Raw genomic sequence first — 20,573 nt, 5'->3', positions numbered from 1 at the left:
CGGCCACCCTTTCTCATGCCGTCAGCTGGTCGCGCAGCGCGCGGCCGGCGGCCAGGTGCTCGTCGGCGGTCGCCGGGTCGGAGTCGGCCAGCACGGCGGCGATTCCCTCGTGGGCCAACGCCTGCGCGTGCCGGAAACCCAGGCCCGGGGCCAGCTCCAGGGCCTGGCGGTGCAGGGCCAGCGCCCGGTCGGGATCGCCGGCCAGCCGGCACGTCTCGGCGTAGCCGTCCAGGAAGTGGATCTTCCAGTGTTCCTCGAACAGCTCGTCCAGCAGTGCGAAGGCCCTGGCGTGGCTGGCGAGGGCGTCCTCGTACCGTCCGGCCTGGCGCAGGGCGACGCCCAGACAGTTCAGGCACCAGGCCTCGTTGTGCCGGTGCCCGTCCTCCACGGCCAGGGCCAGTGCCCGCTCCAGGTGCTCGACGGACTCGTCGGGGCGGTCGCGGGCCAGCGCCAGGCCCAGGGTGATCCGGGCGGTCATCGTCGGCGGCCAGGCCGGGTCGGTGTGCGGGACGGCCAGGGCGGCGCGGGCGAGATCCGCGGCCTGGTCGCGGTGCCCCAGTTGGAGCATGGCCCACGCCTCGTAGGCGGCGGCGTGCGCGGCACCCATCGGGCAGTCGGCGTCGGTGTAGAGGCGGCCGGCGCGGCGGAACAGGTCCAGCGGCTCGTCGACCCCACCCTCGTCCCACCGCAGGTAGCCCCGGCGCATGGTCAGCTCGGCACGGCCGCGCGGGTCGGTGATCAGCGGGGCGGCGGCGTCGTAGGCGGCGGTGGCCTCGGCCAGCCGGCCGGCGTTGTAGCGGGCGAAACCGAGGTCGCTGTGGGCCTCGGCCAGGTGGGTCGGGTCACCGAGGCGGGTGGCGGCGGCCAGCGAGTGTTCGAACAGGACGTTGAGGTGGGTGGTGCCGCAGCGGCGGGCGAAGTACGCGCGCATGAACCGGGGCAGCTCGCAGACGTGCCCGTCGGCGCCGGCCGCCGCGGCGGCCTCGAACACGCCCATCAGGTTGGTGTACTCGGTGACGAACCAGAACAGCGCCGCGTGTTTGCCGGCGAAGACCGGCAGTTCGGCCGGCGGGGTGCCGACAGTGACGCCGTGGACGGGCGTCACGTAGGACATCACGGCGTCGGCGGCGGCCGCCGCGTACAGGTAGTAGTCGAACACCCGCCGCAGGGCCTCGGCGGGTTCGTCCGTGGTGGTGGCGGTGCGTCGGGCGTGACCACGGACCAGGTCGTGCAGCCGGTAGCGGCCGGCGGCCGGCTGCTGCACGAGGTGCGCGTCGAGCAGGTCCTCCAGCATCTCGCGGACCACCCGCAGCGGCTGGTCGGCCAGGGCCGCCACGACGTACTCGTCGAACGTCGAGCAGGGCAGGTGGCCCAGCAGGCGGAACAGCCGCTGCCGTGGCCGGTCCAGCTGCCTTACCGACATCGCGACGGCCGTGTCGAACTCGGTGGCGCCCTGCGCCAGCCGCTCCACCAGGATCCCGGCCGTCCACCCAGGACGGTGCCGCAGCCGGGCGCCGGCCAGCCGCAGCGCCAGCGGCAGGTGCCCGCACAGCCGCAGCACCTCGGCGGCGGCCTGCGGGTCGCGGCCCAGCCGCCCGTCCTCACCGCCGGGGTCACCGCTGGCGCGGGCGAGCAGTTCGGCGCTCTCCTCGGGGCTGAGCACGTCCAGCGACACCGGCGGTACCTCGTCCAGGCCCAGCAGCCGGTTGCGGCTGGTGATCAGCGCGACCGACTCGCCGGCGCCCGGCAGCAGCGGCCGCACCTGCTCGGCGTCGACCGCGTTGTCGAGCACGACGACGGCCCGCCGGTGGGCCAGTTCGGCGCGCCAGCACGCGGCCAGCGGCTCCAGCCCACCGTCCTGCGGAATGCGTTCCGAGGCGACTCCCAGCGCGGCCAGCAGTGTGCGCAGCGCCGGGTCGGGTCCCAGCGGTTCGCGCCCGGCGGTGAACCCGTGCAGGTCGACATAGAGCTGGGCGTCCGGGTAGTCGGCGGCGAGGCGGTGCGCGGCGTGCACGGCCAGGCAGGTCTTGCCAACGCCCGCCATCCCGTCGACGGCGACCACCCTGTCCCGCTCCACGGCGGTCAGCACGGCGTCCAGCGCGGCGCCCCGCCCGGTGAAGTCGGGAACGTCACGCGGCAGGTCGTTGCGCGGCGGCGCGCCGGGTGGCTGCACCTGCCGGCTGGCCCGCGGCGGCGCGGGCAGCGGGCTGGCGGCGCGTTCCCACAACGCCCGCAGCTGGCGGGGGTCGCGGCGCACCTGGTGGCACAGCGCGATCACCGCCGGCCAGGGCGCGACGGTCTGTCCACTGAGGTACCGCGACAGTGACGAGGAGCTGAGCCCCGCGTCGCGGGCGAGGGCGCGAACACCGCGCCCGGACAGCTCGTGCACCAAGCGTAACCGTGCGGCGAGTTCGTCCTGTGGATCGTCTGTACCCACCGTGCCTCCGTCCCACTGCGACAGGACCTTTTCGGGTCGAGTTCTAGCAGGTCAGAGCTGTCTCACCTGTCCCAGGGTGTCCCACCGCCCTCGCCATCGTAGGTCGGTCCGCGCTGTGCTGGTCACAACACCGAGCAACACCCACAGGAGGACAGCATGAGGTCACGGATGCAGAACCCGGCAGCACTGCTCCCGGGGGCGATGCAGGGCATCCAGCAGATCATGGGCGCGACCCGCCAGGGCGACGTGCCCCCGGCGATCCTGGACCTGGTGCACCTGCGCGTCAGCCAGATCAACGGGTGCAGCGCGTGCGTCGCCGGTGGCGTCACGTCAACCCGCAAGGCAGGTGCCACCGAGGACCAGCTGGCCACCGTCGTGGCCTGGCGCGACGCCCCGTACTTCTCCGACGAGGAACGTGCCGCCCTGGCCCTGGCGGAGGCCGCGACCCGACTGGCCGACCGCCCCGACGCCGTGAACGATGAGATCTGGGACACGGCAGCGACGTACTTCGACGAGAAGCAACTGGCCGCGATCGTCCTGACGATCGCCACCACCAACCTGTTCAACCGACTCAACGCGACGACCCGACAGATCGCCGGGGCGTGGGGGTGACCACCATGGCAGACAAGAACTACGAAGGCTTCAGCACCGAAGAACGCGCCGCGATGAAGGACCACGCGAAGGAGTTGAAGAAGAAGGCCACCAGGAACCCGGCCAAGGCCAGGGAGGACGGCACCAGGGACGTCCTGGCCCGCATCGCCGAGATGGGCGACGCCGACCGCGAACTGGCGCAGCGCATCCACGAGATCGTCACCACGAACGCCCCGGAGCTGGTCCCCCGCCTCTGGTACGGCATGGTCGCCTACTCGCGTGAGGGCAAGGTCCTGTGCCACTTCCAGGACTCCGCGAAGTTCAAGACCCGCTACGCCACCTTCACCTTCGCCGACAACGCCTCGCTCGACGACGGCGACCTGTGGCCGGTCTCCTTCGCCATCACCTCGATGACCCCGAAGACCGAGGCGACCCTGGCCACCCTCGTCACGAAGGCGACGGCCTGATGCGCAGGGGGCAGGGCCGGGCGCCCTGCCCCCTCCGGTCAGGACCAGGGAACGAGAACAGGAACCAGGGACGACGGCAGCGCGGAGGTGTGCACGACCCCCACCCGCTGGGTGGCCCGGGTCAACGCGACATAGAGATCGGCCTCCCCCGCCACCCCACCCAGGATCTCGGCGGGCTCGACGATCAGCACCGTGTCGTACTCCAACCCCTTGGCCTCCCGGGGGGTGACCACGGGAACCCCGAGATCCAACCCGGCGGGCCCGATCACGGCCACGGTCCCCTCCCCGTCCACCGCCGCGACCTCGGCCCGCACGACCTCCGCCAACTCCTCCGGCGAACAGGCCCGGGCCCACGGCCGAACTCCCGTACTGCGCACCGATGTCGGCACCACCATCGACGGATCGGACAGCACCCGCCCGGCGACGTCCATGATCTCCGCCGGCATCCGGTAGTTGATGGTCAACCGCCGGTAGGTCCAGCGCCCGGGGACGTAGGCCTCCATCATCTGTCCCCAGCTGGACGCCCCGGCCGGTGACTCCCGTTGCGCGAGGTCCCCGACGATCGTCATCGACCGGCTGGGGCAGCGGCGCATCACGACTCGCCAGTCCATTTCGGACAGTTCCTGGGCCTCGTCGACGACGACGTGCCCGTAGGTCCATTCGCGGTCGGCGGCGGCGCGTTCGGCCAACGTCCGGTGGTCCCGCTCCTCCTGCCTCTCGGCCAGCAGCTCCGAGTCGATCAGGTCGACGGCCCGCAGCACCTCCCCGTCGGGGTCCTCCTCGGTGTCCAGGATGTCCAGCACCCCGCGCGCGTAGCGCCGCTCGGCCCGGCGCAACCGCTCCGCGACGCCGTCCTCCCTGGTCAGCGGGCCGATCAGCTCCACGGCCTCGTCCAGCAGCGGCACGTCGGACACCGTCCACGCCGAGCCGGCCTCGCGCGCCAGCGAGTCACGGTCGTCGTCGGTGAGGATCCCCGCGCAGGCCGTGGCCAGCCGAGCGGGCGACCCGTACAGCTCCACCAGCAGCCCGTAGGGCGTCAGCCGGGGCCAGAGGGTGTTCACCGCCACCGACAGCGCCCGGCTGCGGGACAGTTCCGAGCGCACGTCGGCCCGCAGGTCACCGGCCAGTTCGGGCACCTCGCGGGTGTCCAGCCAGTCGCCGCCGATGCGGTCGACGGCCTGCTCGGCGAGGTCGAGGATCAGCGAGTCCCGGAACACCGGCCTGGCCTGGTTGTGCCGCACGCCGGTGGCGCGCGCCCGCGCCCTGGCCCGCGCCGCCACCTCGGCGTCGATCTCGACGGTGACGTCGTCCAGTTCGATCTCGATCGGGGTTTCGGGGAGTTCCTGGCGGTCGGCCACGGCGGCCTTGAGCACGTCGACCATCGCCAGGCCGCCCTTGACGCGGCGGGTCAGCGGCGGGTCGGCGACGTCGGTCTCCAGCCCGGGGTGCAGCTCGCCGGGGGTCGCGAACACCGTGTCGGTCTCGCCGAGGGAGGGCAGCACGTCGCCGATGTAGCGCAGGAACCCGGTGTTGGGCCCGATGATCAGCACGCCCCGGCGCGACATCCGTTCGCGGTGCGCGTACAGCAGGTAGGCGACCCGGTGCAGCGCGACGACGGTCTTGCCGGTGCCCGGCCCGCCGTCGATGACGACCACGCCGGTGTGCCCGAGCCGGATGATCTCGTCCTGCTCGGACTGGATGGTGGCGACGATGTCGCCCATGGTGTCCGCGCGCGGGGCGTTGAGCGCGGCCAGCAGCGCCTCGTCACCGGCGGCGACACCGTGGTCGAGGACGTCGTCGTGGAAATCGAGGACGCGGCGGTCCCGGGTGCGGAAATGGCGCCGGCGCGTCACCCCTTCCGGATTAGCGGCGGTAGCGGTGTAAAATGGCCGGGCGACCGGGGCCCGCCAATCCGTGAGCAGTGGCCGGTAATCGTCGTCCTCGTCGAACAATCCGATTCGGCCGATGTAGGTCAGATCACCGCCGGTCCGGTCGAGCCGGCCGAAGCACAGCCCGCTGTCGGCCACCCGCAGCCGGCCGAGGCGCGCGGACAACGTGCCGGTCGCGACCTCGCGTTGCCACAGGTCCTCGGTGGTCTCGGTGGACGACCTGGCCAGCACACCGGTCATCTCGCTGTTCACGGCGGCCCGTTCGGCGTCCAGCCGGCCGTACAGGAACTCGATGTGCCGGCGCTCGGCCGCCAACTCGATGTCGTGCCATTTCTGCGTTCCCCGAGCGCCTGACACTGCCTTTGACAAAAGTGCCCCTCATCCGTTACAATCGCCACACTCGACATTTCCGACGATATCCAGAAATTGTCGGTCTTACGATTATTACCCGGATGTCAAGTCACACGGTTCGCGCGTCCCCGACCGCGGTGTCGAGCATCGTCGCCCACTGTCGCAGCACCCGCGCCCGTCGCCGGGTGTCGTCACTGAGCAGGTTCGCCAGCCCCAGCCCGCGCGCCATGTCCAACGTGGCCTGCACGGTCTCGCGCACCCCCGGCACCGTCTCGTCCACCCCGAGCAGTTCCAGCGCCACCCGGTGGGTCTCCCGGCCGACCTGCGCCTCCAGCACCAGCACCCGCTCGCGCAGCCGCTCGTCGGAGGACGCGGCCACCCACAGGTGGATGGCCGCGCGGAACAGCGGACCGGTGTACATGTGCTCGACCATGTCGATCACGGCCTGGGTGCGGCCCGGGCCGGTCGGCAGGTCGACGGCGTGCTCACGCAGCCGCGAGAGCCGCTCCTGGGACACGTACTCCACCGCCGAGGTGACCAGGTCCTCCCTGGTCGGGAAGTGGTGCTGGGCGGCCCCGCGGGACACGCCCGCGCGCTCGGCCACCACCGCCACCGTGCTTCCCGACCAGCCGACCTCGGCGAGGCACTCGATCGCCGCCTCGAGCAGCCGCTTGCGGGTGGCGCGGCTGCGGTCCTGCCTCGGCTCGCGTAGGGCCTCGGTCATGTCGTCACGACTCAGTACGACTTGGGCAGGCCCAAGGTGTTCTGGGCGACGAAGTTGAGGATCATCTCCCGGCTGACCGGCGCGATCCGGTTCACCCGCGCCGCCGTGACCAGCGCACCGAGGCCGTACTCGGCGGTCAGGCCGTTGCCGCCGTGGGCCTGGACGGCGGCGTCCACCGCCTTGATCGACGCCTCGGCGGCGGCGTACTTGGCCATGTTCGCCGACTCGCCGGCACCGGCGTCGTCGCCGGCGTCGTAGAGCGCGGCGGCCTTCTGGGTCATCACCTTGGCCAGTTCCAGCTCGATCTTGGCCACCGCCAGCGGGTGCGCGACACCCTGGTGCGCGCCGATCGGCGTGTCCCACACCTTGCGGGTGTTGACGTAGCCGACGGCCTTGTCCAGGGCGTAGCGGCCCATGCCGATGGCGAAGGACGCGGCCATGATCCGCTCCGGGTTGAGCCCCGCGAACAGCTGCATCAGCGCGGCGTCCTCGGAGCCGACCAGCGCCCCGGCGGGCAGCCGCACGTCGTCGAGGAACACCATGAACTGCTTGTCCGGCGAGACGATGTCCATCTCGATCGGCTGGTACTCCAGGCCGGGGGTGTCGGTGGGCACGATGAACAGCGCCGGCTTGAGCCGCCCGGTCCTCGCGTCCTCGGTGCGCCCGACGATCATCACGGCGGCGGCCTCGTCGACACCGGAGATGAACACCTTGCGCCCGGTGAGGATCCAGTCGTCACCGTCGCGGCGGGCGGTGGTGGTGAGCTTGTGCGCGTTGGAGCCGGCGTCGGGCTCGGTGATGGCGAAGGCCATCCGCAGCGAGCCGTCGGCGAACTTCGGCAGCCAGGTCTTCTTCTGCTCGTCGGTGCCGAAGCGGGTGATGATCGTCGCGCAGATCGCCGGGGACACGACCATCAGCAGCAGGCCGCAGCCGGCGGCCGACAGCTCCTCGCACACGGCGGCGAGGTCGCCGATGTTGCCGCCACCGCCGCCGTACTCCTCGGGCACGTTCACGCCGAGGTAGCCGAGCTTGGCGGCCTCGTCCCACAGCTCGGCGGTCTTCTCCCCGCCCCTGGCCTTGCCCTGGAACCAGTCGCCGCCGTAGCGGCGGCCCAGTTCGGCGACCGCCGCGCGCAGCGCCGTGCGCTCCTGCGACTCGGTGAATGCGTTCATCACGTCTCCTCCGCCTCGACGACCGCGAGCACGCGGCCGACCTCGACCTGATCTCCCGGTTCGACCCCCACCTCGGTGACCACACCGTCGGCCGGGGCGTTGATCTGGTGTCGCATCTTCATGGCCTCCAGCCACAGCAGCGGCTGGCCGGCGTTCACCCGCTCCCCCACGGTCACCGCGACATGCGCGACCGTGCCCGGCATCGGCGCGAGCAGCGAGCCGGGCGCGGCCTGGGCGGTGGGGTCGGGGAACCGGTCGACCGGCACCAGCGCCACCGAACCGAGCGCGGAGTCCACACAGCACAGCCCAGGGTGGCGGGCGACGGCGAACGTCCGGCGCACGTTGTCGATCACCAGGACGACGGACTCGGGGGTCACCTCGGTCGCGTTCGCGTGGTCCGGGGCGTCGCCCAGCAGACGGCCGTCACTGGTGAACGAGTACCGCACCTCGTGTTCGGTGTCGCCGTGGGTGAAGCGTTTGCGCTGCCCCTGGGAGCGGACGTTGCGCCAGCCGCTGGGGATCCTGCCCTGCACGCGGGCCTCGGCCCGGTTGGCGGCCGAGTCGGCCACGGCGGCGGCCAGCAGCGACAGCCGCACCGCGCGGTCGTCGGCCAGCGGGGCGGCCAGGGTGTCCAGGCCGTGCCGGTCGAGGAACGCGGTGTCGGTGTCGCCGGCCAGGAACGCCTCGTGGGTGAGCACCCGCACGAGCAGGTCGCGGTTGGTGGTCACGCCGTGCACCCTGGCCCGGCGCAGCGCCGAGGCCAGCGCCCTGGCGGCGACGTCGCGGGTCGGCGCCACCGAGATCAGCTTGGCCAGCATCGGGTCGTAGAACGGGCTGACGACGGTCCCACTGTCCACACCGGAGTCCAGGCGCAGCCCGGTGCCCAGTGGCACGGTGAACTCGGCGGCCACGCCGGGGATCTCGAACCGGTGCAGGGTGCCGCTGCTGGGGCGCCAGTCGGCCGCCGGGTCCTCGGCGTAGAGCCGGACCTCGATGGCGTGGCCGAGCGAGGGCGGCGGCCCGGCCGGCAGCGGACGGCCCTCGGCGATCCCCAGCTGGAGGCCGACGAGGTCCAGGCCGGTGACGCACTCGGTGACCGGGTGCTCGACCTGCAGGCGGGTGTTCATCTCCAGGAAGTGGAACCGGCCGTCCTCCTCGACGAGGAACTCGACCGTGCCGGCGCCGACGTAGCCGATGGCCCTGGCGGCGTCGCGGGCCGCGCCGAACAGCCGCTCCCGCAGGTCGGGCAGCCGCTCGGCCAGCGGCGACGGCGACTCCTCGATGATCTTCTGGTGCCGGCGCTGGATGGAGCACTCGCGCTCGCCGACCGCCCACACCGTGCCGTGCGCGTCGCACAGGACCTGCACCTCGATGTGCCGCCCGGCAGGCAGGTAGCGCTCCAGGAACACCGTGCCGTCGCCGAAGGCGGACTCGGCCTCCGCCCGCGCGGCCGCCACCTCGGCGTCCAGGTCGGCCAGCGCGGTGACCACCCGCATGCCGCGCCCGCCGCCGCCGGCCGACGCCTTGACCAGCACCGGCAGGTCGGCCTCGGTGACCCGCTCGGCCTCCAGCTCGGCGAGCACCGGCACGCCGGCCTTGGCCATCAGCCGCTTGGCCTCGACCTTGGAGCCCATCGCCTCGATCGCGTCCGGCGGGGGGCCGACCCACCGGTGGCCGCGTTCGATGACGGCCCGCGCGAACGCCGCGTTCTCCGACAGGAACCCGTAGCCGGGGTGCACGGCGTCCGCGCCGCTGGCCCGCGCGGCCTCCAGGACCCGCTCGATGTTCAGGTAGCTCTCGGCCGGGGCGTTGCCCGGCAGGCGCACGGCGGTGTCGGCGGCGCGCACGTGCGGCGAGCGCTCGTCGGCGTCGGTGTACACGGCGACGGTGCCGATGCCCAGCGTGTCGCAGGTGCGGAAGATCCGTCGGGCGATCTCGCCCCGGTTGGCGACCAACAGTCTGGTGATCACGGCCGTCACATCCGGAAGACGCCGAAGCCGTCGGCGCCGCTGACGGGTCCGTTGTGGATGGTCGACAGGCAGATCCCGAGCACGGACCTGGTGTCGCGGGGGTCGATGATGCCGTCGTCGTAGAGCATGCCGGACAGGAACATCGGCAGGGACTCCGCCTCGATCTGGTTCTCCACCATGGCGCGCATGGCCGCGTCGTGCTCCTCGCTGTAGTCCTGGCCCCGGCTGGCGGCGGCCTGCCTGGCGACGATGGACAGCACCCCGGCCAGCTGCGCCGGGCCCATGACCGCCGACTTGGCGCTGGGCCAGGCGAACAGGAACCGGGGGTCGTAGGCGCGCCCGCACATGCCGTAGTGGCCTGCGCCGTAGGAGGCGCCCATCAGGATCGAGATGTGCGGGACCTTCGAGTTGGCCACCGCGTTGATCATCATGGCGCCGTGCTTGATGATCCCGCCCTGCTCGTAGGAGGCGCCGACCATGTAGCCGGTGGTGTTGTGCAGGAACAGCAGCGGGGTGTCGACCTGGTTGGCCAGCTGGATGAACTGGGCGGCCTTCTGCGACTCCTCGCTGAACAGCACGCCCTGGGCGTTGGCCAGGATGCCGACCGGGTAGCCGTGGATCCGCGCCCAGCCGGTGACCAGGCTGGTGCCGTAGAGGGGTTTGAACTCGTCGAAGTCGGAGTCGTCGACGATCCGGGCGATCACCTCGCGCGGGTCGAAGGGCGCCTTGAGGTCGGCCGGCACGAGGCCGAGCAGGTCCTCGGCGCTGTGGAGCGGTTCGCCGTAGTCGGTGACCGGTTCCGGGCCCTGTTTGCGCCAGTTGAGCCGGGAGACGATCCGCCGGCCGAGGCGGATGGCGTCGTGCTCGTCCTCGGCGAGGTAGTCGGCCAGGCCCGAGGTGCGGGCGTGCATCTCGGCGCCGCCGAGGGACTCGTCGTCGGACTCCTCGCCGGTGGCCATCTTGACCAGCGGTGGGCCGCCGAGGAACACCTTGGCGCGTTTCCTGACCATCACCACGTGGTCGGACATGCCCGGCAGGTAGGCGCCGCCGGCGGTCGAGTTGCCGAAGACCAGCGCGATGGTCGGGGTGCCGGCGGCCGAGGCGCGGGTGAGGTCGCGGAAGATCCGGCCGCCGGGGATGAAGATCTCCTTCTGGGTCGGCAGGTCCGCGCCGCCGGACTCGACCAGGTTGATCGTCGGCAGCCGGTTCTGCGCGGCGATGTCGGCCGCCCGGAAGCACTTCTTGGCGGTCCAGGGGTTGCTGGAGCCGCCCTTGATCGTCGGGTCGTTGCCGCAGATCATGCACTCCACGCCCTCGACGACACCGATGCCGGTGACGACGCTGGCGCCGACGGTGTAGTCGCTGCCCCAGGCGGCCAGCGGGGACAGCTCAAGGAACGGCGAGTCGGGGTCGAGCAGCAGCTCGATCCGTTCGCGGACCAGCAGCTTGCCCCGGGCGCGGTGGCGTTCGACCTTCTTCTCGCCGCCGCCGGCGACGGCGTTGGCGAACTCGTCGTCGAGCGCGGCCAGTTTGACGATCATGGCCTGCCGGTTCTCGCCGAACTCGGCCGACTGGGTGTCCAGTGTGGATCGGAGGGTCGTCATGCGGTGTATCCCAGTACCTTCGCTGCCAGGTCGGTGAGGATCTCGGTGGTGCCGCCACCAATGCCCAGTATCCGGATGTCGCGGTAGTGGCGCTCCACTTCGGACTCGCGGGTGTAGCCGAGGCCGCCGTGCAGCTGCACGGCCTGGTCGACCACCCACTCGCCGGCCTCGACGGCGGTGTTCTTGGCGAAGCACGCCTGGGCGATCACCTGCTCCCCGGCGGCGTGCCGCACGGCGACGTCCCGGACGTAGGTGCGGGCGACGTCGGTGCGGCGGGCCATCTCGGTGAGCCGGTGCCGCACGACCTGGCGGGAGATCAGCGGCCGGCCGAAGGTCTCCCGCAGCCGGCACCAGTCCAGCGTCAGGTCCAGGGCGCGTTGGGCGGTGGCGTAGGCCTGCACCGCCAGCGCGAGCCGTTCGCCGACGAAGTGGGTCGCGACCTGGGCGAACCCGGTGCCCTCCTCGCCGACCAGGTTGCCGACCGGCACCCGACAGTCCACATAGGACAGTTCTGCGGTGTCCGAGCAGAGCCACCCCATCTTGTCCAGCGTGCGGGTGACGGTGAACCCTGGCGTGCCGCGCTCGACGACCAGCAGCGACAGCCCCTGCGCGCCGGGCCCACCGGTGCGCACGACGGTGGTGACGAAGTCCGCGCGGGCCCCGGAGGTGATGAACGTCTTGGCCCCGTTGACGACGTAGTGGTCGCCGTCGCGGGTGGCGGTGGTGCGGACGCTGCCCACGTCGGAGCCGCCGTCGGGCTCGGTGACCGCGAGCGAGCCGATCAGCTCACCGGCCAGCGTGGGCACCACCCACCGGTCGAGCTGGCGCCGGTCGCCGGCCGTGACCAGGTGCGGCAGCGCGATCCCGGAGGTGAACAGCCCGGCGACCACCCCGCCGGACCCACCGGCGTAGTGCACCTCCTCGGTGACGGTCAGCGCGTCCAGGACGTCCCCGCCCCCGCCGCCGGCCGACTCGGGGAAGGCGACGCCGAGCAGGCCGAGCTCCCCGGCCCGGCGGTGCAGCGCGCGCGGAAGCTCCCCGGCGCGCTCCCACTCGTCGAGGTGCGGCCGGATCTCCCGCTCGACGAACCGGCGGGTGGTCTCCCGCAACGCGATGCGCTCGGGGGTCCGGAACGGGTCGCTCACAGGAAAGCCTCCGGGACGTCGACGTGGCGGGAGCGCAGCCACTCGCCGAGGGACTTGGCCTGCGGGTCGAAGCGGGTCGACGCGGCGACGCCCTGACCGAGCAGGCCGTGCAGGACGAAGTTGATCGCGCCCAGGTTGGGCAGCGGGTGGCGGTCGATGTCCAGGCCGGCGGCCTCGGGCAGCAGTTCCCGCAGGCGCTCGACGGTCAGCTCGTGGACCAGCCACGGGTAGGCCGCCGGGTCACGGACCCAGACGCCCAGGTTCGCGTCGCCGCCCTTGTCGCCCGAGCGGGCGCCGACGATCGTCCCGAGCGAGATTCGGCGGGTGGGGCCCGGGGTGAACGCCGGGTCGGCGGGTGTGTCGGCGACCGGGCCGGCGAAGACCGTCGGTGGCTCGACCGGCCGGCGGGTGCCGTCGGGGAGCACGGCGACCTGGTCGATCCGGCTCTGGGGCACGAACTCCGGGCGGTAGACGCCGACGGGGGTGCCGTCGCCGGGCGGGGAGGTGAGCGTCGCGCCGGGATAGGAGGCCAGGGCCAGCTCGACCGACGCGCGGGAGAACGCCTTGGCGCGCTTGGCATCGGGGGTCTTGACCGTCACGTGCAGCAGGGCGCTGGCGGCCTGCTCGGTGTCGGCGTCGGGGTGGTCGGTGCGGGCCAGGGTCCAGTGCAGGCCGTCGGGGCCGACGGCGGCGTCGAGCTGACGCCGGACCAGGGCGGCCTTCTCCTCGATGTCGAGTCCACACAGGACGAACGTCATGGAGTTGCGGAAGCCGTCCAGGGTGTTCACGCAGACCTTGACGGTCTCCGGTGGCGGCTCGCCGCGCGTGCCGGTCAACGCGACCCGGTCGGGGCCCTCGGGCGCCAGGGTGATCGTGTCGAACCGGGTGGTGACGTCCGGGCCGAGGTAGCGCGGGCCGGCGATCTCGTAGAGCAGCTGCGCGGTGACCGTCTCGACGGTGACCGCGCCGCCCGTACCGGGGTGCTTGGTGATCACCGACGAGCCGTCGGCGGCGATCTCGGCGATCGGGAAGCCAGCGTGGGTCAGGTCGCCGATCTCGGTGAAGAACGCGAAGTTCCCGCCGGTGGCCTGGGTTCCGCACTCGATGACGTGCCCGGCGGCGGTGGCCCCGGCCAGGGCGTCGAGGTCCGCGCGCGTCCAGCCGTGGTGCGCGGCGGCCGGGCCGGCGACCAGCGACGCGTCGGTGACCCGCCCGGTGACCACGACGTCCGCCCCGGCGTTGAGGCACTCGACGATGCCCCAGCAGCCGAGGTAGGCGTTGGCGGTCAGCGCGCCGGGGAACCCGTCACCGAGCAGGTCGTCGCCCTCGACGTGGGCGACCCGCACGTCCAGGCCCTGGCGTGTGGCCAGCTCCCGGATCGCGGCGGCCAGCCCGGCGGGGTTGAGCCCGCCGGCGTTGGTGACGATCCGCACGCCCCGCTCGACCGCCAGGGCCAGGCTCTCCTCCAGCTGGCGCAGGAAGGTCCTGGCGTAGCCCAGGTTCTGGTCGCGCAGCCGGTCGCGGCCCAGGATCAGCATGGTCAGCTCGGCGAGGTAGTCGCCGGTGAGCACGTCCAGGTCGCCGCCGGTGAGCATCTCGCGCACGGCGTCGAACCGGTCGCCGTAGAAGCCGGAGGCGTTGCCGATACGGATCATCGCGGTGTCCGTCCCTGACCGGGCGGCCCGGCGAAGGCCTGGGCGATGTCCAACCACCGGTCGGCATCGGCGCCGGTGGCGATGAGCGCGGTGTCGGCGCGGTGCACCCGCTGGGTGGCGAGCAGGCAGAAGTCCAGCGCCGGCCCGGTGACCCGCTGGGCGGCGTCGGCCGGGCCCCAGGTCCAGGTGTCGCCGGCCGGGCCGGTCAGCTCGACCAGGAACGGCTCGCCGGGCGGGGGTTCCTGGCGTACGAGGTAGGCCCAGTCCCGGGTGCGCACGGCGATGTGCGCGACGTGGCGCAGCCGCCCGGTCGGGGTGCGGGTGTGGTCGAGCGCGTCGGCGACGTCGTTGCCGTGTGCCCAGGTCTCCATCAGCCGGGCGGTGGCCATCGACGCCGGGGACATCGGCGGGCCGTACCAGGGCAGTTTCGAGCCGGCGGGAACGCCCTCGATGGCGGTGGCCAGGTCCTCGCGGCCCTGGCGCCAGTGCGCGAGCAGGTCGGCGGGCGGGAGCGTCGCGCCCTCGTCGGCGCCCTGGTCGACGACCTTGTCCAGCTGGTCGAGCGGGGTGGTCGCGGCGATCTCGGCGAACTCGGCGTGGAAGGCGTCCGGGTCGGTGATGGCCAGCAGGGACCGCTGGTCGGTCCACGCGAGATGGGCGATCTGGTGGGCGACCGTCCACCCGGGAGCGGGTGTCGGCCGCGCCCAGCCGGCGGCGGGCAGGTCACGGACCAGACCGTCCAGTTCGGTCCCCTCGGCGCGCAGGTCAGCGACCAGCGTTGTCAGCTCAACCACGGTTCCACCCTGGCACGCCGGACCAGTTCCAAGCAAGCGTGCATGCTTTTTTTCTCCACCGACGTCCCGGCCGCGTTCTGGACACTCAGGCGCGCAGGTCACCCCGGTGGCGTTGCCAGTCGGTGACCGTGTCCAGGCCGGCGGCGATCTCCTCGTCCAGGAGGGCGACCCGGGCGTCGACCATGGCGTCCCCGAGCAGGGTGCGGGCCAGGGCCGAGCCGTGCAGGGCGGCGCGGGCGGCCCACGGGGTGTCGTGCAGTCGCCCGGGTGGAGTGCCGGTCGGGCCGTGCCGGCCGGCGGCCAGCAGGGCGGCGACCACCAGGTGCGGTGGGGCGTCCGCACCGGCCAGCCGCACCTCGACCCGGCGGTTCGCGCCGGTGCCGGCCAGGCGCAGGGCCGCGGTGCGGTCGTCGACACCGACCCGCAGGTCGCGGGGGGCGAACGGGGCGGTGCGCAGCCGGACGTAGGAGTTCCAGGTGGGCGCCCAGATCGCGGTCAGGTCGGCCGCGGCGGCCAGGACGCCGGCGACGAACCGGTCCAGGTCGGCCGGTGAACCGTCCCGCCGCGACAGCGAGAGGTGGACGTGGCAGGAGCTGCCGGCGCCGGCGGTCTCGGCGGCCAGGTAGCCGGCCCGCACGCCGCGCGCGGTCGCCGCCCGGCGGATGAGCAGCTGCTGGAGCATCGCGTCGTCGCAGGCGGCGAGGGCGTCGCGGTGGCCGAGCACGCTCTCGTACTGGCCGGGGTGGCACTCGCCGCGCCGGGACTCCACGTCCAGGCCCGCCTCGTCCACCTCGGACCCGACGGCGTTCAGCAGGGGACGCAGCCGGTCCAGGGTGGCGTAGTCGAGGCCGTCGGTGACCAGCGGCTCGCCGGCGGCGTCGGTGAAGGTGACCTCGTGCTCGATGCCCACCGACGGCACCAGGCCGAGTTCCTCGACGGCCGCCAGCTGGCCGCGCAGCGCGGTGCGCGGGGCGATCGGCACCGGTTCGCCGCCGGGCCACTCGACGTCGCAGACCACCAGCCAGGTCCCGGGCTCGCCGGGCAGCGGGGTGAGCGTGGCCAGGTCGGGGCGCATCAGCAGGTCGCCGTAGGTCGCGGTGTAGGGGGCGAAGACCTCGGCGCTCACCGCCTCGCGGGCCGGGTTCCAGGCGAACACGTACGAGCACACCCCGTATCCGCCGGCCAGCACGGTGTCGACGAAGAACCGCGCGCCCAGCTCCACCGAGGCGAACCGGGCGTGCGGGTCGGGCACCAGCAGCACCAGCGACCGCACCGCCCCACTGTCCACTTCGGAGCGCAGGGCGTCGGCCAGGTCGGCGGCGGTCGCCGCGCGGTCGGCGAGGGTACGCGGGCCGCGCGGGCGCCGGTTGGTGATCACCAGGCGCCGTCCGGGTCGGCGCCGGCCAGCGGGTTGCGGGCGCGGCCGTACCGGACGTCGAACTCGTCGTCGCGGTCGACCTTGTCGAAGCCCTGGCCGGCGAGGTGTTCGCGGTTGAGCGTCACCCGCTCCACGTCGGGGGCGAACAGCTGGCAGGCGTCGAAGCGGGCGGCCAGGTCGGGGTGCTCGTCGCGGTAGCGGCCGACGATCTCGCGGACCGGCGTCCACAGGCCGGCCCGGGGATGGCCGAGGTCGTCGAGCAGCAGTTCGGCCCAGAACCGCAGCTGGCCGGCGAACACCGAGCTGAACAGCGACTGGGCGAGCAGCCGGCCGGGCCAGCGGAGCATGTCGGCGTTGGCGTCGCCGTCGAGGAAAGCGTATTCCGGAAGGTCCTCGTCGAGCAGGTCGACGCCCTGGGCGAAGTCCTTGATCGCCACCCGCAGGGGGGTGCCGTGCTCGTCGGCGATCAGGATCAGGTTCTGGCCGTGCGGGCAGAACCCGACGCCGTAGCGCAGCAGCCAGTGCAGCAGCGGGGTGAGCAGCAGGTCCAGCAGCCTCACCAGCCACACCCCGGTGTCCATTCCGGACTCGCGGATCAACCGGACGAGCACCGCCTCGCCGTCGGGGCCCCGGTAGGGCAACGCGGCGAAGGAGATCGCCCGCTCCCCCGGCGCCAGGCGCGCGCCGATCGGCTCGCGCCACAACGCGCCGAGCGTCTCGTGGAACCGGTAGGGCAACTCGTCGAGATGACCCAGCAGCGGGTGGCGCACCGAGACGCTGGCGACCTCGCCGAGCAGCTCGAACCGGTAGCGCCGCGCCAGCAGCGGGTCGGCGGCGTCGATGCGCCGCAGCCAGGTGGTGACCGACGGCGCGGCCAGCGTCGCCGCCTGGGCCAGCCCCCGGTAGACCAGCGTGTTGCGCACCGACACGGCGGTCTTGACGTCGCGGCGGTGCGGCGAGGTGCGGTTGGCCAGCGTCCGGATCGTCTGGTGTGGACGGTAGTGGTCGGTGCCCTCGCCCAGCGGCACGACCACGCCGTTCGCCAGCTCACCGGCGTAGAGGGTGCCGATGATCTCGTCGGCCTGCCACGGGTGCACCGGGACCAGGACGTAGGAGTCCGGGTCGGCCAGCGGTGCGCGTAACCGGGCCAGGTCCTCGCCGAGCTCCTCGGTCAGCAGGCCCTGTTCGGTCAGCCCGGCGACGGCGCGGAACGAGGCGTGCTCGCGGTGCACGGCGAACCAGCGCAGCGGGAACTCCCGGCCGGACTCGGGCGCGTAGCGGTCGCGGTCGGACGCCGAGAACCCGACCCGGCCCTTGTTGAGCACCAGCCGGGGGTGACCGGTGAGCATCCCGTCGGCCACGTTGTAGTCCAGTGTGGACAGCTCGGTGGCGTTCGGGGCGGTGGCCAGCCGGGTGGCCTCGTTGGTGACCGTGGCGGTCAGCTCGGCGAGCACGTCGGCCAGGCGCAGGCCGGTCAGGCCGAGGCGCTGGCGCGCGTCGACCACCAGCACGCGCGGGTCGTGCGCCGGCTCGCCGTCACGGGTCGCGCTGCCCGGCTCGACGTGCCAGGACTCGAACGCGCCCCGCCTGGCCAGGAAGCGGTAGCGGGCGCCAGGGAACTCCAGCAGCCAGCCGTCGCCGTCGGGCACCGGCTCGAACAGGCCCTCGTAGCTCAGCTCGCCCAGCATCTTGTGCACCACGAGCGAGCCGGCCGCGCGCCAGGAACTCATGGAACCTCCCCGAGTCCGAAGGTGGTGAACGCCGTGCGGGCCGGCAGCCGGTGGACCTCCCGCCCGCACACGGTGTTCAGGATGCGCGCCGAACGCCACGCCACCAGCCCCAGGTCGGGCGCGCCGACCCCGTGGGTGTGCCGCTCGGCGTTCTGCACGAACAGCGGGCCGCCGGCCCGCAGCCGTACCCGGTAGTCGGCGTCGACCGCCAGGCGCCCGGCGGCGTCCCGCTCGACCAGGTCGGCCAGCGGCGCGAGCAGTGCGGCGGTGTCCCGTTCGCGGTAGCCGGTCGCGCAGACCACCGCGTCGGTGCGCACGCTCGCCGCGGCGCCCTGAGCGACGTGCCGCAGCGACAGCTCGATCCGCCCGTCTCCCTCGCCGGCCGCCACGACCTCGACGCCGGGCAGCAGGGCGGTGTTCGGCCAGCCGCCGCCGACCGTGCGCCGGTACAGCTCGTCGTGGATCTCGGCGATGGTCTCCGCGCTGATCGCCTTGTACAGCTGCCACTGCGCGGGCACCAGCCGGTCACGGGTCGGCTCGTCGAGGCCGTGGAAGAACCGCACGTAGTCCGGGGTGAACTGCTCCAACCCCAGCTTCGAGTACTCCATCGGCGCGTACGCCGGCGTGCGGGTCAGCCAGCGCAGCGTGCCGTGGCCGGACGGCCTGGCCCGCAGCAGGTCCAGGAACACCTCCGCCCCGGACTGCCCGGAACCCACGACCGTCACGTCCGGCGCGGCCAACAGCCGCCTCCGGGCCGGCAGGTAGTCCGCCGAGTGCACGACCCCGTTGCCGGCCAACGGTTCCAGCGGCGCGGGCAGCACCGGCTCGGTGCCGACGCCGAGCACCACCGCGCGCGCCCGCACCACGCCCGCCGGCTCGACGTCCAGCTCGAACACGTCCCCGGCCCAGCGCACCGAACGCACCCGCTGCCCGTACCGGCAGGCCGGCAGCCGCGCCGAGGCCCAGGCGCAGTAGTCGTCGTACTCGGCGCGCGGGATGTGGAAGTTCTCCGCGAGGTAGAACGGGAACAGCCGCTCCCGGTCGCGCAGGTAGGCCAGGAACGACAGCGGGTTCACCGGGTCCACCAGCGACACCAGGTCGGCCAGGAACGGCACCTGCAACGTCGTGCCGTCGATCATCAGCCCCGGGTGCCAGCGGAACCGTGGGGACTGCTCGAAGAACGCCGTGCGCAGGCCATCGACCGGGGCCGCGAGCGCCGCCAGCGACAGGTTCGCCGGGCCGATCCCCACCCCGGCGAGGTCCAGCGGTGGGTCCAGTGGCGGGTCCGTCACGTCGCGACCGAGGCCACGAGATCGAGCAGTTCGACGTGCGCCGCCTCGTCGGCCTCGGGGTTGAGCAGGGTCAGCTTCAGCCACACCCGACCGTCGACCGTCGCCCGGCCCAGCACCGCGCGGCCATCGTCGAGCAGGTCGCGGCGGATCCCGGCGACGGCCGTGTCGCCGGCCTGGTCGTCGGTGGCGCCGGCCGGGCGGAACAGCACCGTCGAGAGCGCCGGGCGCCCCCACAGCCGCAGGCCGGGATGCCGGTCGATGGCCTCGGCGAGGTCGGTGGCCCGGCGGCAGCACCGCTCGACCAGCGCGCCGACGCCCGCGCGGCCCAGCGCCCGCAGCGTCACGGCGATCTTGAACGCGTCCGGCCGGCGGGACGTGCGCAGCGACCGGCCCAGCAGGTCGGGCAGGCCGGCCTCCATGTCGTCGTCCGGGTTGAGGTAGTCGGCACGCACGTCCAGCGCGGTGATCGGCTCGCGGGTGGCCAGCAGCCCGGCGGCGATCGGCTGCCACCCGAACTTGTGCAGGTCCACGGCCACCGAGTCGGCGCGGGTGAGCCCGTCGAGCAGCGGCGCCAGCCGGCGGCTGAACAGCAGCGCGCCGCCGTAGGAGGCGTCCACGTGCAGCCACGCCCCGGCCCGTTCGGCGACGTCCGCCAGCGCCGGCAGCGGGTCGATGGCGCCGGTGTCGGTGGTGCCGGCCGTGGCGACCAGCACCGCGCCGGCCGGCAGCCGGATCCCGTCCGGGTCCTCGGTGTCCACGACGGTCGGGGCCGGCAGGCCGAGCAGCCACGCGGCCCGGTCGACGCTGTGGTGCGCGTTCCGCCCGCGCGCCACGTGCCGGACGCCGGCCTCCCTGGCCAGCAGCAGGCCAAGCAGGTTGGACTCGGTGCCGCCGCTGGTGACCACCGCGTCGGGCACGGCGGCGTCGGGGTAGCACAGCCGGGCGAACGCGGCCGTCAGCTCCCGCTCCAGCTCGCTGGCCACCGGCGCCTGGTCCCAGGAGTCCATCGACGGGTTGAGCATGCTGGCCACCAGGTCGGCGGCGGCGGCCACGGCCAGCGTCGGCCCGTGCAGGTGCGCGGCGCACCACGGGTGGGCCGGGTCGACCGAGCCGGCGGTGAGCAGCCCGGTCAGCTCACCGAGCGCCGAGGCCGACCCGATCCCCTGCTCCGGCAACACTCCCGTGTCGGCCAGCGCCCCGGCCAGCACGTTCGCGACGGCACGCGGGCCGCCGGCCGGGATCGGGCCGGGGCGCTCCCCCGAGGCTCGGGTCACCGCGTCCAGCGCCACGCCCACCAGTTCCCGCACCCGTTGGGCGCCGGCGGCTCCACCGGCCAACGCCGGGTCGGTGGAGGTGCCCGATTCGAACAAGCTG

15 protein-coding genes are annotated in these 20,573 nt (G+C 73.3%); 2 read left to right on the top strand and 13 right to left on the bottom strand.

Annotated elements, in window-relative coordinates:
- Positions 1–13: 13 nt before the first annotated feature.
- Positions 14–2,437: an ATP-binding protein gene (locus BLA60_RS06280; protein WP_342744705.1), complete on the bottom strand. Its 2,424-nt coding sequence runs from the start codon at positions 2,435–2,437 to the stop codon at positions 14–16.
- Positions 2,438–2,593: 156 nt separating this feature from the next.
- On the opposite strand from BLA60_RS06280, the gene BLA60_RS06275 reads away from it, so the two are divergent.
- A complete protein-coding gene (locus BLA60_RS06275; RefSeq protein WP_075131775.1) occupies positions 2,594–3,049 on the top strand; it encodes a carboxymuconolactone decarboxylase family protein in 456 nt (151 codons plus the stop codon).
- A 5-nt stretch (positions 3,050–3,054) separates the two neighbouring features.
- Positions 3,055–3,495, top strand: coding sequence for an iron chaperone (locus BLA60_RS06270; RefSeq protein WP_075132088.1), 441 nt, complete (start codon positions 3,055–3,057; stop codon positions 3,493–3,495).
- 38 nt (positions 3,496–3,533) lie between these two features.
- On the opposite strand, the gene BLA60_RS06265 is transcribed toward BLA60_RS06270, so the two are convergent.
- The 12 genes from BLA60_RS06265 to BLA60_RS06210 all read right to left on the bottom strand — a co-directional run bounded on the left by BLA60_RS06265 (position 3,534) and on the right by BLA60_RS06210 (position 20,569).
- Complete coding sequence (locus tag BLA60_RS06265) at positions 3,534–5,741, bottom strand: AAA family ATPase (protein ID WP_075131774.1); 2,208 nt, start codon at positions 5,739–5,741, stop codon at positions 3,534–3,536.
- A 103-nt stretch (positions 5,742–5,844) separates the two neighbouring features.
- Complete coding sequence (locus BLA60_RS06260) at positions 5,845–6,459, bottom strand: TetR/AcrR family transcriptional regulator (protein ID WP_075131773.1); 615 nt, start codon at positions 6,457–6,459, stop codon at positions 5,845–5,847.
- A gap of 11 nt (positions 6,460–6,470) precedes the next feature.
- Positions 6,471–7,631 carry an acyl-CoA dehydrogenase family protein gene (locus tag BLA60_RS06255; RefSeq protein ID WP_075131772.1) on the bottom strand — a complete coding sequence of 387 codons (1,161 nt, stop codon included), beginning with the start codon at positions 7,629–7,631 and terminating at the stop codon, positions 6,471–6,473.
- Positions 7,631–9,601 carry an acetyl/propionyl/methylcrotonyl-CoA carboxylase subunit alpha gene (locus BLA60_RS06250; protein WP_075132086.1) on the bottom strand — a complete coding sequence of 657 codons (1,971 nt, stop codon included), beginning with the start codon at positions 9,599–9,601 and terminating at the stop codon, positions 7,631–7,633. The genes BLA60_RS06255 and BLA60_RS06250 overlap by 1 nt, the downstream gene beginning before the upstream one ends.
- A 5-nt stretch (positions 9,602–9,606) precedes the next feature.
- Positions 9,607–11,205, bottom strand: coding sequence for an acyl-CoA carboxylase subunit beta (locus BLA60_RS06245; RefSeq protein WP_170108384.1), 1,599 nt, complete (start codon positions 11,203–11,205; stop codon positions 9,607–9,609).
- The gene (locus tag BLA60_RS06240) at positions 11,202–12,350 is read right to left on the bottom strand and encodes an acyl-CoA dehydrogenase family protein (RefSeq protein ID WP_075131771.1); all 1,149 of its coding nucleotides are present in this window, start codon (positions 12,348–12,350) and stop codon (positions 11,202–11,204) included. Before BLA60_RS06240 ends, BLA60_RS06245 begins: the two co-directional genes overlap by 4 nt.
- Positions 12,347–14,005, bottom strand: a complete 1,659-nt coding sequence (locus tag BLA60_RS06235) for an acyclic terpene utilization AtuA family protein (RefSeq protein ID WP_075131770.1) — start codon at positions 14,003–14,005, stop codon at positions 12,347–12,349. The genes BLA60_RS06240 and BLA60_RS06235 overlap by 4 nt, the downstream gene beginning before the upstream one ends.
- Positions 14,002–14,799 carry a TIGR03084 family metal-binding protein gene (locus tag BLA60_RS06230; RefSeq protein ID WP_075131769.1) on the bottom strand — a complete coding sequence of 266 codons (798 nt, stop codon included), beginning with the start codon at positions 14,797–14,799 and terminating at the stop codon, positions 14,002–14,004. The genes BLA60_RS06235 and BLA60_RS06230 overlap by 4 nt, the downstream gene beginning before the upstream one ends.
- An 85-nt stretch (positions 14,800–14,884) precedes the next feature.
- The gene (locus tag BLA60_RS06225) at positions 14,885–16,177 is read right to left on the bottom strand and encodes a type I glutamate--ammonia ligase (RefSeq protein WP_075131768.1); all 1,293 of its coding nucleotides are present in this window, start codon (positions 16,175–16,177) and stop codon (positions 14,885–14,887) included.
- Entirely contained in the window at positions 16,174–17,907 is a 1,734-nt protein-coding gene (locus BLA60_RS06220) for an IucA/IucC family protein (RefSeq protein ID WP_075131767.1), read from the bottom strand. The genes BLA60_RS06225 and BLA60_RS06220 overlap by 4 nt, the downstream gene beginning before the upstream one ends.
- Positions 17,904–19,199: a lysine N(6)-hydroxylase/L-ornithine N(5)-oxygenase family protein gene (locus tag BLA60_RS06215; RefSeq protein WP_245811844.1), complete on the bottom strand. Its 1,296-nt coding sequence runs from the start codon at positions 19,197–19,199 to the stop codon at positions 17,904–17,906. The genes BLA60_RS06220 and BLA60_RS06215 overlap by 4 nt, the downstream gene beginning before the upstream one ends.
- The gene (locus tag BLA60_RS06210) at positions 19,196–20,569 is read right to left on the bottom strand and encodes a pyridoxal phosphate-dependent decarboxylase family protein (protein WP_245811843.1); all 1,374 of its coding nucleotides are present in this window, start codon (positions 20,567–20,569) and stop codon (positions 19,196–19,198) included. Before BLA60_RS06210 ends, BLA60_RS06215 begins: the two co-directional genes overlap by 4 nt.
- Between the last annotated feature and the right edge of the window lie 4 nt (positions 20,570–20,573).

The sequence above is a fragment of the Actinophytocola xinjiangensis genome (assembly GCF_001921215.1).
Lineage (GTDB): Bacteria > Actinomycetota > Actinomycetes > Mycobacteriales > Pseudonocardiaceae > Actinophytocola > Actinophytocola xinjiangensis.
The sequence above is the reverse complement of the archived record's forward strand: the minus strand, read 5'-3'. Positions and strand labels throughout refer to the sequence as shown.

Bases quoted from the DNA above. Each gene is read 5' to 3' on its own strand.
- BLA60_RS06275 (WP_075131775.1), top strand. From the start codon at position 2,594: ATGAGGTCACGGATGCAGAACCCGGCAGCACTGCTCCCGGGGGCGATG.
- BLA60_RS06270 (WP_075132088.1), top strand. From the start codon at position 3,055: ATGGCAGACAAGAACTACGAAGGCTTCAGCACCGAAGAACGCGCCGCG.
- BLA60_RS06260 (WP_075131773.1), bottom strand. From the start codon at position 6,459: ATGACCGAGGCCCTACGCGAGCCGAGGCAGGACCGCAGCCGCGCCACC.
- BLA60_RS06255 (WP_075131772.1), bottom strand. From the start codon at position 7,631: ATGAACGCATTCACCGAGTCGCAGGAGCGCACGGCGCTGCGCGCGGCG.
- BLA60_RS06245 (WP_170108384.1), bottom strand. From the start codon at position 11,205: ATGACGACCCTCCGATCCACACTGGACACCCAGTCGGCCGAGTTCGGC.
- BLA60_RS06235 (WP_075131770.1), bottom strand. From the start codon at position 14,005: ATGATCCGTATCGGCAACGCCTCCGGCTTCTACGGCGACCGGTTCGAC.
- BLA60_RS06220 (WP_075131767.1), bottom strand. From the start codon at position 17,907: ATGAGTTCCTGGCGCGCGGCCGGCTCGCTCGTGGTGCACAAGATGCTG.